The following is a 14,639-nucleotide window of genomic DNA, read 5'->3' as shown; positions in this document are numbered from 1 at the left end:
CTCGTCTTTCGGCGTCAGCGTGAGCTGGTGGGGACGGCGTCGGGCGCGTCGGTGGAGGTGTACTCGAAGGTGACGTCACCCCAGACCTGCAGGGCGGCCTCGAGCGGCTTGCAGGTCTCGGCGGCCCGCCGCAGCGCGTCGGGACCCTCCTTCAGCAGGTCGCGCCCTTCGTTGCGGAGCTTCACGACCGCTTCCAGCGCAACGCGATTGGCTTCGGCGCCCGCGGCGATGCCCATCGGGTGCCCGATGGTGCCGCCGCCGAACTGCAGCACGACGTCGTCGCCGAACAGGTCCAGCAGCTGGTGCATCTGCCCGGCGTGGATGCCGCCCGAGGCCACCGGCATGACGCCCGGCAGGCTCGCCCAGTCCTGGTCGAAGAAGATGCCGTTGCGCGGATTGGCGGGAACGTGGTTGTCGCGCAACGTGTCGTAGAAGCCCTTGACCGTGTACGGGTCGCCCTCGAGCTTGCCGATGACGGTGCCCGCGTGCACGTGATCGACCCCGATCAGCCGGCACCACTTGGCCAGCACCCGGAAGCTCACCCCGTGCGTCTTCTGCCGGGTGAAGGTGGAGTGCCCGGCGCGATGCAGATGCAGCAGCATCCCGTTGCGCCGCGCCCACTTGGACATGGACTGCATGGCGGTGTAGCCGACCGTCAGATCCATCATGATGATCATGCTGCCGATGGACTTGGCAAACTCCGCGCGTTCGTACATGTCTTCCATGTCGGCGGCGGTGACATTCATGTAATGGCCTTTGAGCTCGCCCGTTTCGGCGGTCGCGCGATTGACGCCCTCCATGGCGAACAGGAAGCGATCACGCCAGCGCATGAACGGCTGCGAGTTGATGTTCTCGTCGTCCTTGGTGAAATCGAGCCCGCCCTTACAGGCTTCGTATACCACGCGGCCGTAGTTGCGCGCGGAAAGACCCAATTTCGGTTTCACCGTCGCGCCGAGCAGCGGCCGGCCGTATTTGTTCAGATACTCGCGCTCCATAACGATTCCGTGCGGAGCGCCCTGAAAGGTCTTGACATACGCCACCGGAATGCGCATATCTTCGAGCCGCAGGGCCTGCAGCGGTTTGAATCCGAAGACATTGCCGATAACCGACGAGGTGAGATTGGTGATCGACCCCTCTTCGAAGAGATCCAGATCGTAGGCGACGTAGCCGAAGTACTCCCCCGGCCGGCCCGGTACGTCCTCCACCCGGTAGCACTTGGCCTGGTAGCGGTCGTGCGCGGTGAGCCGGTCGGTCCACACCACGGTCCATGTGGCCGTGGAGGATTCGCCCGCGACGGCCGCGCACGCCTCGATCGGATCGACCCCGGGCTGCGGGGTGACCCGGAAGACCGCGAGGATGTCGGTATCCTTGGGCTGATAATCCGGTGCGTAATAACCCATGGACGCATAGGTGTTCACACCCGGATCCCAGCGGCCGCGCTCACCGTTCTGATCGTCAGTTCCGGCCATCGTTTCCTCCTGCGAACGGTGCTGGGACGCTTCCGTTTCCAAGGATGACGGCCGATTTCCGGACGGACAATGCGATTGTTCCTCGTCTCGCTCAACCATTTGGTGAAGTTTGCTACCGTCTGACGATGGGTACGGTGAGTGCGGTCCGCATGGAAACCTTTCTCGCCGTCGCCCGGCACAGCAGCATCCGGCGGGCCGCCGCGCAGCTGCACATCACCGAGGCGGCCGCCTCGGCGGCGGTGGCGCACATCGAGAAACAGCTGGACGCGAAACTGATCGCGAAATCGGGTCGCGGTATCGCGTTGACCGAGGCCGGGCGGGTGTACGCGGATTATTGCCGCAGCATTCTGGGTTTGATGAAGGAGGCGCACGCCGCGGTGCGCGAGGCCGAGACCGGCCGGCTCCGAATAGGGGTCGTCGCGACCGCGGGCGAGTACGTGCTGCTGCGCCTGCTGGCCTCGTTCCGGAATCGGTATCCCGATATCGAACTCGGCCTCTCGATCCAGCCGCGCGATGTATTGTTTCTCGAATTGAACCACCACGAAACCGATCTCGTGGTCGCCGGGCGCCCGCCGCGCGACGGCACCCTCGTCACCCGTGCCCGCCGCCCGTGTCAGCTGGTGGTGGTGGGCGCGCCCGGCCGCTGGCCCGATGTCACCGAGGCGACCTGGCTACTGCGCGGCGCCGGTTCCGGCACCCGCGACACCACCCTCGCGCTGTTCGACCGGCTGCAGATCCGCCCGCCCACCCTCACCCTGGGCACGCACGGCGCCGCCCTCGCGGCGGCGCGGGAGGGCTTGGGTATCACGCTGATTCACACCGACGCCATCGAATCGGACCTGAGTGAGGGCCGTCTGGAAGTGCTCGACATCGAGGGCACGCCGCTGACCCGGCCCTGGCACGCGGTGACCACCCGGACCCCGACCCCGGCCGCGCGCCTTTTCCTGGCGCACATCACCGATCCCGATCGGGTCGGGGACAAGGCTTTCCGTGGTGCGTGAACGGAGCCCGCACCTCCGGTATCGGCGAGCCCGATGTTCGGTGAATTGTGAAACATGCTCTAATGCAAGAGATCTTGATGGCGAGAAGGGTTCGGGACGCGGTGGTCGCATTTTTCACTCTGGTCGATGATCACTACGTGGCGACCGAGATGTCCGTCAGTCCGTGGTCGCCGAACCAGCTAGGCGGTACCGCGGTGTGCGGACTGCTCGCTCGTGAACTCGAATGGCATTGTCCGGGCGATGATTTCATTCCCGCCCGCTTCACCGTCGATCTGTTCCGCCCGGTTCTGAACGAACCCATCCGCCTGTACAGCGAGGTGGTGCGCGACGGCCGCCGGGTCCGGGTCATCGACGCCGCGATCATCCAGCAGGATCAGGTCCGGGCCCGCGCCACGGTCATGTACGTGGCGGCGGGCGATCAGCCGCCCGGACAGGTGTGGCAGGCGACGCGTCACCTGCCACAGCCGGACGAGCCGCTGACCGCCCCCGAAGGCTCCCCGCCGCTGTTCAAGTCCGGCGATCTGGCCTGGACCGGCGACTTCGCCTCCGGTCAGAACAGCGAGCGGAAGTCGGCCTGGCACAACCTGCCCGCCCTCGTCGAGGGCGAGCCCATCTCCCCGTTCCAGCGCGCCGCGTTCGTAGGCGATGCGACCAATCTGGTGTGCAACTGGGGCACCGAGGGCGTCGGCTACATCAACAGCGATCTGACCGTCACCCTCGCCCGCCTGCCCGAGGGCCCCGAACTCGGCATCCTTGCCCAGGATCAGGTGGCGGCGGACGGCATCGCGATCGCGACCGCCACCATCTACGACCGCACCGGCCCCCTGGGCACCTGCGTGGTGACCGGCATCTCCAATGCCCGCCGTCAGGTGGACCTGGCCGCTTTCGCCGAGGCCCAGGATTTCCCGAGCCCCAGCTTCCCCTGACCGGCTATCGGTTGTACTCGACCGCAACGTCCAGCACCCAGGTGACGCCGAAGCGGTCGCGCAGCATCCCGTAGGCGGGGGCCCAGCCCGAGGGGGCCAGCGGGGCGAGGACGGTGGCGCGCTCGGACAGGCCCTTCCAGTATTTGGTGATCTCCTCGGCGGTCTCGCCTCGGACCGAGACGAACACCGGGTTCACGCCCGCGTCGTACGGGGTAGTCGCGGGGACGTCGTAGGCCATGACGTGGAAACCGTTGCCGGAGAGCACCTGTCCCCACATGATCTGGTCGGCCTCGGCTTCGGCCGTCACCGCGCCGGCGTCCCGGTAGGTGACGGCGGTGAGGTCGCCGCCGAACACCGAGCGGTAGAACTCGAGGGCTGCCCGGGCGTCGCCGCGGAAGTTCAGGTGCGTGGTGGTCTGGATGGTCATGATCGACTCCTCGGTCTCGTAGCGGTTGGTTCTCCACCACTCTCGCGGGAGTAGAGGCCAGGGTGTGTCCGCTACTCGAGGCAGTATGAAAAACATGCCGAAGACTTCCGGACGCCTGCTGGCCCTGCTGTCGCTGTTGCAGGCCCGGCGCGACTGGCCGGGCGCGCTGCTGGCCGAGCGGCTCGAGATCAGTCCGCGCACCGTGCGTCGCGACATCGACCGGCTGCGCGAACTCGGCTACCCCATCGCGACGGTGAAGGGCCCGGACGGCGGTTATCGCCTGGAAGCGGGTGCGGAGCTGCCGCCGCTGCTGTTCGACGACGAGCAGGCGGTCGCGGTGGCCGTGGCGCTGCGGACGGCGACCCTGGGCGGCGCGGACATCTCCGAAGCGGCTCTGCGCGCGCTCCAGACCGTCCGGCAGGTGATGCCCGCCCGCCTGCGCGCCCGCATGGACGCCCTGCGCTTCGCGACCGTCGAACGCCCGGGCGCCGACCCGGCCGCCCAGGTCGGCGCCGACGTCCTGCTCGCCCTCAGCGCGGCCGTGCGCGCCACCGAGGTGTTGCGTTTCGACTACGCATCCGAATCGGCTGCGGCACAACCGGATACCCCGCCCCGCCGCGTGGAACCCCACCACCTTCTGGTCCGCGACGGCCGCTGGTACCTGCTGGCCTGGGACCTGGACCGCGCCGACTGGCGCACCTTCCGAGCCGACCGCATAACCCCGCGCATCCCCACCGGCCCCCGCTTCACCCCACGCGATCTCCCCGGCACCGCCGACCCGGCCGCCTTCGTGAACGCGAGGTTCCGCGGCTCCCCCGACCCGACCCCCGCCTGGCCCTGCACCGGCGAGGCGATCCTCGACCTCCCCCTGTCCGCCATCACCCCGTTCCTCCACGACGGCACCGCCGAGCCCGTGACCCCCACCCGTACCCGCGTGACCCTGGGCTCCTGGTCCTGGCCCGCCCTGGCCGCGTCCCTCGGCAGGTTCGACACAGCCATCGAGGTCGTCGGCCCACCGCCCCTACGCGCCGCCTTCGCTACCCTCGCCCATCGCTATGCCGAAGCAGCACAGAAGGATTCGCGCACCCACTGACAATCCGCGATCCTCCCACCAGGGAGCTGGCCGGTCCGCGTATGAACTTCGAGTTCTACTCCGGCGATCTGTGAAGGTGTTCATGACCCGGCAACCGCGACCCGGAATCAGTTGGCCGACTTCGGCTACCTCGGCGGCTCGGCTACCGCACGGTCGGGTGCGCTGGCGGCGGATCGGTCGTGACGAACCGCATCGGGCCGTGTCCCCGTGCCTCGAGGTGTTCTGGATCGTCGGGCGAGGGATCGGGCGCTGCCTGTTCCGCCTGTACTTCGGTCCGCACCTGAGCCCGCAACGCCCCCGGATCCCACATCTCCTGCCATGGCCCGACCATCCCGCCCCCGAGGCCGCGTCGGCGCGCCCGGGTCACCAGCAGCGCGAACGTTCCGGCGACGACCACGATCGGCGATATCGCCAGCCCGAACGCCACGACGCTGTCCATTCCCCGAATGCTACTGACGGGCGCTCGGTTCCACACGCGGGAAAACCGGTTGTAGGGCGGGCGACGGCGAGGTACGGTCCCTCGCATGCAGCGCGTACTCGTCACCACGACGCCGGAGAACTTCCCGGCGCGCTGATGCATCTCTGATCGAGCCCCGGGCGGATGCCCGGGGCTTTTCTCATGTGGTCGTCCGCCCGCCAACGGAAGGACGACCTTCGTGCACGACCATCGGAAGCTGGGCCGGGAGCTCGGGCTGTTCGACACCGACCCGCTCATCGGGGCGGGACTGCCGTACTGGCTGCCGGACGGCGCGATCGTGCGGCAGAGCCTCGAGGACTACATCCGGATCGCCGAACGGCGAGCCGGATACCAGCACGTGTACTCACCCGTGCTGGGCAAACGTGAACTGTACGAGATATCCGGGCACCTCGAGCACTACGCCGACGACATGTACCCGCCGATGGCGGTCGGCGGCGAGCAGGTGGTGCTGCGCCCCAGCCTGTGCCCGCATCACGCGCTGATGTACCGCTCCCGGTCGCACAGCTATCGCGAATTGCCTTTGCGGATGGCCGAACTCGGCGCGATGTACCGCTCGGAGCTGTCGGGGGTGCTCGGCGGGCTGACCCGGGTGCGCTGCATCCATCTCAATGACGCGCACATCTTCTGCACCCTCGACCAGGTCGCCGACGAGGCGACCGCCGCGCTGGAGTTGATTGCCGCCGCCTACCGCGACATGGATATCGTCGACGCGCGCTACCGCCTCTCCCTGCCGGGTCCGGGCGGCAAATACGTTGCGGCGCCGCAGATGTGGCGGCGTGCGAGCGAGATCCTGCGACAGGTGCTCGACCGTGCCGGGGTGCCCTACGACGCGGTCGAGGGCGAGGCCGCGTTCTACGGCCCGAAGATCGACATCCAGGTCTCCGATCACGCCGGGCGGGAGTCGACCCTGTCCACCGTGCAGGTCGACTTCCATCAGCCCGAGCAATTCGACCTGCACTACATCGGTGCGGACGGCGACCGCCACCGGCCGGTCATGGTGCACCGCAGCATCATCGGCAGTGTGGAACGCGCGGTGGCGCACCTGATCGAACAGCACGGCGGCGCGTTCCCCGCGTGGCTCGCCCCGGTTCAGGTCGCGGTGCTGCCGGTGTCCGCGGCCCAGGAATCCGCCGCCGCGGCGCTCCGCGACGACTGCCTGCACGCCGACCTGCGGGTGCGGGTGGTGAGCGACGGCAGCTTAGCGGCCCGGGTGCGCGAAACCCGGCTCGCGCCCTATCAATTCATCCTCGGCGCGCAGGAGGCCGCCGCCGGCGAGGTGTCGATCCGGCTGCGGGACGGTCGGCGCCTGCGCGCACTGAGCGCCGATGACGCTATCGCCCGTGTCGCCGCGCAGGTCCGGGCACGCGACACTCGCCTGTGGTCCGACTGACAGCCCGTCAGCGAAAGGTACGTCGTCCCCCTCCGGGCAACCGGCACTTGATCTTCGGGCCCGGCGTCTCAGCCGAAGGTGATGAGGGTGTTGTTCGCGACCGAGACCCGCGCGCTCTCGAAGAGCGTCAGCCACACCTCGCGCTCGCGCGCGAAGGGATCGTCCTCCCCGGTCCGAGCCACGCGATCGGCCACGTCGTCGGTGAGCTCGCCGTCCCGGAGCTCGATGCCGAGATACGGCGCGAGGAAGGTCAGCTCGCGCAGCAGCGCCACCGACGAGCCGAGGATGCCGCCGGGCAGCTTGATGTCGGCGGCGTCCGGGGCCAGCACATGGTCGAAATCGATGGGCACGTAGCAGCCCTCGGCATCGGAATGGCAGATCAGATGGCAGTCGAACATGTACAGCAGATCTTCGACGAGCTCGTCCCGGGCGGGATCGTCACCGTCCGCGACGGGGGTGAGCGGCTCGCCGGGATTGCTGTGCGCGTGCGCGTAGGCGCGGCGCAGGTAGTGCAGGAAGCTGTACGGGAAGCTGTTCATGTGCGAACGCCGGACCGCCGGGCCTTCGGTGCCGGGCTCCTCGTGCGGGGGCAGGCCGTTCTCGGCCAGCACCCGGTTGATCGCGACGAGATCCTCGCGCAGGTCGTCGGCGTACTCGGGATCCGACGTCAACGTGTATGCGTAGGAATGAACTGAGATAGCTAGGCCCATGGGGCGAGAGCGTACGGCGGCCCGGTGACAGTCGCACCCATGACGTTCGCCCACCCCGCGCCGGACGCCGGCGGAACTCGCCGTCACCGTCGCGGGTGGCCCGCCACTAATTCGGGAAATAGCTCGGATCCGCCGCGCAGGAGATGTCCTCGGCGGGCAGGGTCCCCTCGGCCAAATAGGTATTGACCGCGTCGGTGACGCACGGGCTCAAGCCCGCTCGGAACGCGCCGTGAATCCTGGTGTCCGCCAGCGTCACCAGCCGCGATCCGGTCAAACGACGGTGCAGCGCAACGCCTTCCTCGTACACGGTGCGGGTGTCATGCGTCGAGGCCAGGATCAGCGCGGGGTGCGCGTTGCCGATCTCGGTGGGCGGCTCGACCGGATCCGGCCAGTACGCGCACGCGGTGATGTTGTTCGCGAACGCCCCGAAGATCGGCTGCGTGGCGCGGGTGCGCTCGATGTTGGCCAGGTACCAGGCGGGGTCGCGCGGCGCGGCGCGGTCGCCGCACAGCACCGCGGCCAGGCTTGCGGCCTCGAGCGGCACGGCGGCGGTGACCTTCGCCTTGAGGTCGTCGAGATCGATGGGCAGCCCGTTCGCGCCGTCGGAGATCATGCGAACCACCGTGGCCAGCCGCGCGTTCCACTGCGGGTTGGCCAGCAGCGCGAACACCATGAGCGGAACCGTGTGCTCGTCCACCAGGAAGCTGGTGTTGAACACCGGATGCGCCCCGGCGCGGCGAATCGTGTCCGCGACGAAGGCCCGCACCTCGGGGGCGGTCGCGCCGAAACGGTATTCGTCGTTGTGCTTTGCGGCCCACGCTGCCCAGTCGTCGAGCGCGTACTCGTTGGCCGGCCCCATGTGCTGGTAGTGCCCGGTCCAGATCATGTCCGGGTCGACGGCGCTGTCCAGGACGACCCGGTCCACCCGGTCCGGGAACATCTGCGTGAACACCGATCCGAGGTAGGTGCCGTAGGACGCGCCGAAGTAGCTGAACTTCTGCTCGCCCAACGCGCTGCGCACGATGTCCATGTCGCGAGCGGTGTTGCGGGTGGTGATGTTCCGGATCTTGTCCGGATCCGGGGTGACGCACGCAGTGGCCAGGGCGCCGGCCAGCGCGGTGTCACGCGCGTACCCGAACAGGTCGTAGCCCGCGGAGAACAGGATGCTCGGCACCGGCAGCGCACAGGAGACCTTGTCCGAGCGCCCGATCCCGCGCGGATCCATCCCGATCAGGTCGTACCGCGCCCGCACCTGCTCCGAGAAGTTCTGCTGGGTGCTCACCATGTACCGCAGGCCCGCCCCGCCCGGGCCACCCGGATTGGACATCAGGATCCCGCGCCGCTGCGCGGGATCGGTCGCGGCGATCCGCGAGACGGCCAGCGTCAGCGTGCGCCCGTCCGGGTCGGTGTAGTCCAGCGGCACAACCACATTCGCGCACTGCGCCCCGGCCGCGTCGAGTTGCGCGTCCTCGCACCCCCGCCAGCGCAGTTCCTGGCCGTAGTACCGTTCCAGCCCCGGTGCATCCTCGGGCCCCGTCGCCCCCGCGGCCGGCGCCGCCACGACCGCTCCCGCGGCCATCAGCGACACACTCAGCACGACTCGAATCCACCCGGCGGGCATCTGTTTCTCCTCACAGTCCTGTTCCGAGTGCGAACCCTACTGTGACCGAGCCCGCCGGACGCCCTGATCTGCCACGAAGCGCCGGGCGACACCCGTCCCGGCTGCGGATTCGTACACGACTGCCCCGATAAGTCGGGGCAGCGAGAGCCCGCGCGGATGAGGATCGCGAGCAGCGTTCCCGAGGTCGAAGCCCTGTGCGCGAGTGGGCTCTAGCGAGTGGTCGGCGCGGTCGTCGGCGGGGCGCTCGGATCCGACGTGGGACGCGCCGGATCGTGACCGCCGACCGCGTCCGCGCCGTAGAACGTCGGCAGCATGCCCTTGACCAGAACCAGCGCCGCCCCTTCCCCGGCGGGGACCGCGGCCAGATTCGTGGCGACGACGATGGTGCGATCGGCTTTCGGGTCATGGCCCATGAATGTCATGTATCCCGGAATCTGCCCGTCGTGGCCGAGGAGATGTTCGCCGAAGCGCACGATGCCGAGGCCGTAGCCCGCGACGGCCGGGTTGGCGGGATCCAGCGGTTCGATGCTGTCGATCCGGGTCTGCTGCATGCGCGCGTCGAGCAGATCGCCGTCGGCGAGCGCTTTCACGTACGTGGCCATGTCGCCCACGGTGGCGATGGCCGCGCCCGCGGTCCACGCCCACGACGGGCTCGCGACGGTTTGGTTCGACGGCAGCAGCGTGCCCGCGACGGCGGCGGCCTGCTGGTCCGGCGGCAGCGCGTAGGTGTCGATGGTGGAGACATTGGTGCCGAAGGCGTACCCCTGGGGATGCGGATCCGGGATAGTGACGTCGTCCGCGGCGGGAAAACTGGTGTGCCGCAGATCGAGTGGTTCGTAGATGCGGGTGCGGAAGGATTCCGCGACGGGCTGCTTCGTCACCTGTTCGATGACCAGCCCGAGCAGGATGGTGTTGGTGTTCGAGTATTCGAAGCGCTCGCCCGGTTCGAAGTTCACCGGGTGCGAGAAGGCGATGTCGAGGAGTTCCTGCGGTGTCCAGACCCGGCGCGGATCGTTGTCCAGCGCGGCGTTGAACGCGGGGTCGAAGGTGTAGCTGTAGAGGCCGCTGCGCATGTCGGCCAGCTGTGCGAGGGTGATCCGGTCGCCGCCGGGCACGTCGGGCCGGTACTTCGCGATGGGATCGGTGAGTGCGAGCTTGCCCTCCTGCGCGAGTTGCAGCAGGACGGTGACGGTCATGGTCTTGGTGTTGCTGCCGATCCGGAAGTAGTCGTCGGCGGTGATCGGGTCGTCCTCGCCGATGGTTCCCGTGCCGAAGGTGGCCGCCCAGTCCCCGTCCGACGCCGATCTGATCAGCACCGACGCTCCGGGAATCGCGTTGTCCCGCATCAGTTTCTCGATGATCGGCCGCAGGGTGTCCGCGTAGGCGGGTTCCCCGCCCGAGTCGTCCCCCGTCCCGCACCCCGCCGCGAGCACCAGCCCCGCGGCCAGCAGCAATGCCTCGAAACTCCGCCGGTATCCCATAACGCTCCGTCCGGGTCCGCTGGGTACGTGTTGCGTAGCGTCCGCTCAGCCTAACTCCGAACCGACCGGTCTGACTGTGTTTGACAGGACTTCGAATCAGGGCGGCGGCCCAGCCCGCCGCCACTGTCCAGCCTGTTCGCCGGCGGGAGGCCGACGAACAGGCGCCCGCGTCCTGAGTGTCGCGGGTTCGACGGATCAGCGGATCGCCCGGGCTGTCACGACCCGGAGGAACGGCACCGCGATGACGAGAGCGACGGCGACCATCACGCCGCTCGCCCACACGGGCCCGAGGACTCCTGCCCCGGTGCCGAGGGTCGCCGCCGCGACGGCGGGCCCGGCCGCGGCGCCGATGTTGAGCGCGGCCGTCGCGTACGACCCGCCCATCGTGGGCGCGCCCTCCGCCGCGTAGAGCACCCGGGCGATCAGGGTGCTGCCCACCGCGAAGGACAGCGCGCCCTGCGTGAACACCAGGGTCAGCAGGGCCGCCGGGTGCGCGGCCAGGGCCCCCAGCGCGATCCAGCCGAGCAGCAGCAGCGGCCCGCCGACCACGATGGCGAGACCGGGCCGCCGGTCCGAGATCCGTCCCGCGCCGACGACGCCGGCGAAGGAGCCGAGACCGAACAGCGTGAGCGCCACGGGAATCCAGAACTCCGGCAATCCGGCCCGGTCCGTCACGATCGGCGCGAGGAAGGTGAACGTGGCGAAGGTCGCGGCGTTGATCAGTGCGCCCAGCAGCATGACAGGCAGCAGACCGGGTCGCTTCAGCTCACCGATCTCTTCCCGAAGTGAAGGGGCCGGTGTGGCACGCCGAACCCCGGTTCCGACGCGGGCCGGGATACCCCGGGCGATCCCGGCGGCCGCGGGCAGGCAGAGCAGTGCGATCGCCCAGAAGGTCGCCCGATAACCGAGTACGGTGCCGAGCAGCGCGCCGCCCGGCGCACCCGCGACGGTGGCGATCGTGGTGCCGGAGAGCAGGACCGCCAGCGCGCGCCCCTTGCGATCGGCTGCCACGAGTGCCGCCGCGGTACTCAGCGCGACGGCGAGGAACCCGGCATTGGCCAGCGCGGCGATCACGCGGGTCGCCAGCAGCACCGGGAAACTCGCGGTGAGCGCACCGATCACGTGTGCGGCCGCGAACAACGACACGAAGGACAACAGGGCCGTGCGCGGGTCGTACCGGCGTGCCAGGGCCGCGGTGAGCGGTGCGCCGACAACCATGCCGATCGCGAAGGCCGAGGTGAGCAGGCCGGCCGAACCGATCGATACGCCGAGGGTCGCCGCGATATCGGGCACCAGGCCCGCGAGCATGAATTCGGAAGTGCCCATGGCGAATACCGCCACGGCAAGGGTGTAGAGGGACAGGGGCATGAGGACTCCGAAGTGAGAGAACGACAGAAAGACGTCTCGTCACAGCGGTCAGCGCCCGGGAATGCGAACGATCGCGCTCGTGGCAGGGGTACCTGGGTGCGCGTCGGATGCTCAGTCGCGGAGGGGGCTGACGGCGTGACCGCGAGCCCCCATCTCATTCGCCTCGGGTGTCACCATGGCCCCCACCCTAACTCGCCGACGCGGCGTCGGGCGTACCGGTCGTGCTCGACCGTAATCGGCGGGGCCACCGGCGGGTGACGCGTGTTTCCCGACCGCGAATTGGTTAGTTAGCAACTAACAACTATATTGGACGAGTTGTTTGTTCTGCTATCTCTTCGGGAGGCGTTGTGGCCGCCACCACCACCGAGCTCGACACCGGTGACGTTCGGACGATCCGCCGCCGGCGGCGGATGGACCATGACCATCCGCGATACAAGTGGGTGGCGCTGGCCAACACCACGCTGGGCATGTTGATGGTCACCATCAACTCCTCGATCGTCATCATCTCGCTGCCCGCGATCTTCCGCGGGGTGGACCTGAACCCGCTCTCGCCGGGGAACGTGGGCTACCTGCTCTGGCTGCTCATGGGATTCCTGCTCGTGTCGGCGGTGCTCGTGGTGCTGTTCGGGCGGCTCGGGGACATTTACGGGCGGGTGCGGATCTACAACCTCGGGTTCGTCGTCTTCGCGGTGTCGGCGGTGGCGCTCTCGCTGGTGCCGTTCACCCACGACGCCGGCGCGCTGTGGCTGATCGGCTGGCGTGTGGTGCAGGGCGTCGGCGGGGCTATGCTGATGGCCAACTCCGCGGCGATCCTCACCGACGCGTTCCCGGTGGAGCGCCGGGGATTCGCGCTCGGCATCAATCAGGTTGCGGCGGTGGCCGGTTCGTTCCTCGGGCTGGTGATCGGCGGCCTGCTGTCGGAATGGCACTGGAAGGCCGTGTTCTGGGTCAGTGTGCCGTTCGCCATCGTCGGCGCGGTGTGGTCGTACCGCGCGCTGCACGACGTGGGTCAGCGCACGCCCGGAAAACTGGATCTGCCCGGCACCCTCACCTTCGCGCTCGGCCTGACCGCGCTGCTGACCGGCATCACCTACGGCATTCAGCCGTACGGGGATTCGAACACCGGCTGGGGCAACCCGTGGGTGATCGGCTCGGTGCTCGGCGGCTTCGCGCTGCTCGCGCTGTTCTGCGTGATCGAGAGCCGCGTCGCCGCGCCCATGTTCCAGCTCTCGCTGTTCCGTTCGCGCGCTTTCGGATTGGGCAACGTGGCCGGTCTGATGGCCTCCATCGGCCGCGGCGGCCTGCAGTTCATGCTCATCATGTGGCTGCAGGGCATCTGGCTGCCGCTGCACGGATTCGACTACGAGGTCACCCCGCTGTGGGCGGGCATCTATATGCTCCCGCTGACCCTGGGATTCCTTGCCGCGGGCCCGGTTTCGGGCTGGCTGTCGGACCGGTACGGCGCGCGCTCGTTCGCCACGCTGGGCATGTCGGTGATGGCGCTGACCTTCGTGCTGCTGGTGGTGATCCCGGTCGACTTCAACTACTGGGTCTTCGCGGGCATCATCCTGCTCAACGGCCTGGGTTCGGGCCTGTTCACCTCGCCGAACACCGCGGCGGTCATGAACTCGGTTCCCGCCGCCCAGCGCGGTGTGGCCTCGGGTATCCGCGCGACCCTGCTCAACGGCGGTATGGCGCTGTCGATGGGAATCTTCTTCTCCCTCATGGTCGTCGGCCTGTCCTCGCCGCTGCCCGGCGCGCTCGATTCGGGTCTGCAGGCCCAGGGCGTCTCGCCGGAGGTCGCCGCGGAAGCGGCTGGGCTGCCCCCGGTCGGCAGCCTGTTCGCGGCGTTCCTCGGGTACAACCCGATCGAGGAACTGCTCGGCCCGAGCGGCACCCTCGAGCATCCCGGCGTGCAGACCGAAGTCCTGACGGGCCAGGAGTTCTTCCCCAACCTGATCTCCGGCCCGTTCCACTCCGGACTGGTGGTCGTGTTCCTCGGCGCGGCACTTATGATGCTGATCGGCGCGGTGGCATCGTGGTTCGCCGGCAACGGGAACACCCCCGCGGAAGCCGATGAACTCCGCGCGGCCGACCGCGCGGGAATCTGACCACACGATCGAGGAGGCCACGCTGCCCGCGCATCCCGGTATCGCCGACACCGAACTCAGTGCCGCCGACACCGAACAACTCTCCGAGGCCGCCGATCTGTATCACACGATCGGACGCCTGCTGCGGCTGCTGCGGCATTCGGGGGACCTGGGTGCGCTGAGTCCCGGCGCGGCGTCGGCGCTGGCCTCCCTCGCCCGGTCCGGGCCCATGCGGCTGAGCGATCTGGCCTCGATCGAACGCGTCAGCGCGCCGACCATGTCGCGGGTGGTGACCAGCCTGGAGAAGTCCGGCTACCTCACCCGCGACGCCGACCCGGAAGACGGTCGCGCGCAACTGCTCTCGGCGACCCCGGCGGCCCACGACCTGGTGACGGGGCTGACCTCGGCGCGCATTCAGCGCTTCGCGGCGGCGATGGATCGCCTCGCGCCCGAGCAGCGGCGGACGTTGCTGTCGTCGCTGGGCACGCTCATCGAGGCTTTGGACGAGGACTCCCCCGCCTGATCGCGATGCCGGGTCGCGGACGGATCCGGCCTCGAATTCCGTTCACGGACGGCGGAAAGCGC

13 protein-coding genes are annotated in these 14,639 nt (G+C 68.9%); 6 read left to right on the top strand and 7 right to left on the bottom strand.

Annotated elements, in window-relative coordinates; genetic code table 11:
• Positions 1-14 precede the first annotated feature (14 nt).
• Positions 15-1,469, bottom strand: coding sequence for a form I ribulose bisphosphate carboxylase large subunit (locus ACWDOP_RS06585; protein ID WP_456344246.1), 1,455 nt, complete (start codon positions 1,467-1,469; stop codon positions 15-17).
• A 125-nt stretch (positions 1,470-1,594) separates the two neighbouring features.
• Between ACWDOP_RS06585 and ACWDOP_RS06580 the strand changes: the two genes are divergently transcribed.
• Complete coding sequence (locus tag ACWDOP_RS06580) at positions 1,595-2,470, top strand: LysR family transcriptional regulator (protein ID WP_456344245.1); 876 nt, start codon at positions 1,595-1,597, stop codon at positions 2,468-2,470.
• 62 nt (positions 2,471-2,532) lie between these two features.
• Positions 2,533-3,396, top strand: coding sequence for an acyl-CoA thioesterase domain-containing protein (locus tag ACWDOP_RS06575; RefSeq protein ID WP_456344244.1), 864 nt, complete (start codon positions 2,533-2,535; stop codon positions 3,394-3,396).
• Positions 3,397-3,400: 4 nt separating this feature from the next.
• On the opposite strand, the gene ACWDOP_RS06570 is transcribed toward ACWDOP_RS06575, so the two are convergent.
• Entirely contained in the window at positions 3,401-3,823 is a 423-nt protein-coding gene (locus ACWDOP_RS06570) for a VOC family protein (protein ID WP_456344243.1), read from the bottom strand.
• Positions 3,824-3,917: 94 nt separating this feature from the next.
• Between ACWDOP_RS06570 and ACWDOP_RS06565 the strand changes: the two genes are divergently transcribed.
• Positions 3,918-4,916, top strand: a complete 999-nt coding sequence (locus ACWDOP_RS06565) for a helix-turn-helix transcriptional regulator (RefSeq protein ID WP_456344242.1) — start codon at positions 3,918-3,920, stop codon at positions 4,914-4,916.
• A 142-nt stretch (positions 4,917-5,058) separates the two neighbouring features.
• Here the strand turns inward: ACWDOP_RS06565 and ACWDOP_RS06560 are convergent, their stop codons facing one another.
• Entirely contained in the window at positions 5,059-5,355 is a 297-nt protein-coding gene (locus ACWDOP_RS06560; RefSeq protein WP_456344241.1) for a hypothetical protein, read from the bottom strand.
• 217 nt (positions 5,356-5,572) lie between these two features.
• Here ACWDOP_RS06560 and thrS point away from each other — a divergent pair, with 217 nt between their 5' ends.
• Positions 5,573-6,784: a threonine--tRNA ligase gene (gene thrS, locus ACWDOP_RS06555; protein WP_456344240.1), complete on the top strand. Its 1,212-nt coding sequence runs from the start codon at positions 5,573-5,575 to the stop codon at positions 6,782-6,784.
• Positions 6,785-6,852: 68 nt separating this feature from the next.
• On the opposite strand, the gene ACWDOP_RS06550 is transcribed toward thrS, so the two are convergent.
• The 4 genes from ACWDOP_RS06550 to ACWDOP_RS06535 form a co-directional block, all read right to left on the bottom strand.
• Positions 6,853-7,455, bottom strand: a complete 603-nt coding sequence (locus ACWDOP_RS06550) for a hypothetical protein (protein WP_456344239.1) — start codon at positions 7,453-7,455, stop codon at positions 6,853-6,855.
• 145 nt (positions 7,456-7,600) lie between these two features.
• A complete protein-coding gene (locus ACWDOP_RS06545; protein WP_456344238.1) occupies positions 7,601-9,115 on the bottom strand; it encodes an alpha/beta hydrolase in 1,515 nt (504 codons plus the stop codon).
• A 209-nt stretch (positions 9,116-9,324) separates the two neighbouring features.
• Positions 9,325-10,596 carry a serine hydrolase domain-containing protein gene (locus tag ACWDOP_RS06540; protein WP_456344237.1) on the bottom strand — a complete coding sequence of 424 codons (1,272 nt, stop codon included), beginning with the start codon at positions 10,594-10,596 and terminating at the stop codon, positions 9,325-9,327.
• Between the two features lie 195 nt (positions 10,597-10,791).
• Positions 10,792-11,964: a Cmx/CmrA family chloramphenicol efflux MFS transporter gene (locus ACWDOP_RS06535; protein WP_456344236.1), complete on the bottom strand. Its 1,173-nt coding sequence runs from the start codon at positions 11,962-11,964 to the stop codon at positions 10,792-10,794.
• Between the two features lie 410 nt (positions 11,965-12,374).
• Between ACWDOP_RS06535 and ACWDOP_RS06530 the strand changes: the two genes are divergently transcribed.
• Positions 12,375-14,075, top strand: a complete 1,701-nt coding sequence (locus ACWDOP_RS06530) for an MFS transporter (RefSeq protein WP_456344291.1) — start codon at positions 12,375-12,377, stop codon at positions 14,073-14,075.
• Complete coding sequence (locus ACWDOP_RS06525) at positions 14,041-14,577, top strand: MarR family winged helix-turn-helix transcriptional regulator (protein WP_456344235.1); 537 nt, start codon at positions 14,041-14,043, stop codon at positions 14,575-14,577. The genes ACWDOP_RS06530 and ACWDOP_RS06525 overlap by 35 nt, the downstream gene beginning before the upstream one ends.
• Positions 14,578-14,639 lie beyond the last annotated feature (62 nt).

The organism is Nocardia sp. NPDC003693 (genome assembly GCF_053981095.1).
The sequence above is the reverse complement of the archived record's forward strand: the minus strand, read 5'-3'. Positions and strand labels throughout refer to the sequence as shown.

What these genes read in the sequence shown, in the direction of transcription:
- ACWDOP_RS06585 (WP_456344246.1), bottom strand. Translation starts at nt 1,469, where the DNA reads ATGGCCGGAACTGACGATCAGAACGGTGAGCGCGGCCGCTGGGATCCG.
- ACWDOP_RS06580 (WP_456344245.1), top strand. Translation starts at nt 1,595, where the DNA reads ATGGGTACGGTGAGTGCGGTCCGCATGGAAACCTTTCTCGCCGTCGCC.
- ACWDOP_RS06575 (WP_456344244.1), top strand. Translation starts at nt 2,533, where the DNA reads ATGCAAGAGATCTTGATGGCGAGAAGGGTTCGGGACGCGGTGGTCGCA.
- ACWDOP_RS06570 (WP_456344243.1), bottom strand. Translation starts at nt 3,823, where the DNA reads ATGACCATCCAGACCACCACGCACCTGAACTTCCGCGGCGACGCCCGG.
- ACWDOP_RS06565 (WP_456344242.1), top strand. Translation starts at nt 3,918, where the DNA reads ATGCCGAAGACTTCCGGACGCCTGCTGGCCCTGCTGTCGCTGTTGCAG.
- ACWDOP_RS06560 (WP_456344241.1), bottom strand. Translation starts at nt 5,355, where the DNA reads ATGGACAGCGTCGTGGCGTTCGGGCTGGCGATATCGCCGATCGTGGTC.
- ACWDOP_RS06545 (WP_456344238.1), bottom strand. Translation starts at nt 9,115, where the DNA reads ATGCCCGCCGGGTGGATTCGAGTCGTGCTGAGTGTGTCGCTGATGGCC.
- ACWDOP_RS06540 (WP_456344237.1), bottom strand. Translation starts at nt 10,596, where the DNA reads ATGGGATACCGGCGGAGTTTCGAGGCATTGCTGCTGGCCGCGGGGCTG.
- ACWDOP_RS06535 (WP_456344236.1), bottom strand. Translation starts at nt 11,964, where the DNA reads ATGCCCCTGTCCCTCTACACCCTTGCCGTGGCGGTATTCGCCATGGGC.
- ACWDOP_RS06530 (WP_456344291.1), top strand. Translation starts at nt 12,375, where the DNA reads ATGGACCATGACCATCCGCGATACAAGTGGGTGGCGCTGGCCAACACC.
- ACWDOP_RS06525 (WP_456344235.1), top strand. Translation starts at nt 14,041, where the DNA reads ATGAACTCCGCGCGGCCGACCGCGCGGGAATCTGACCACACGATCGAG.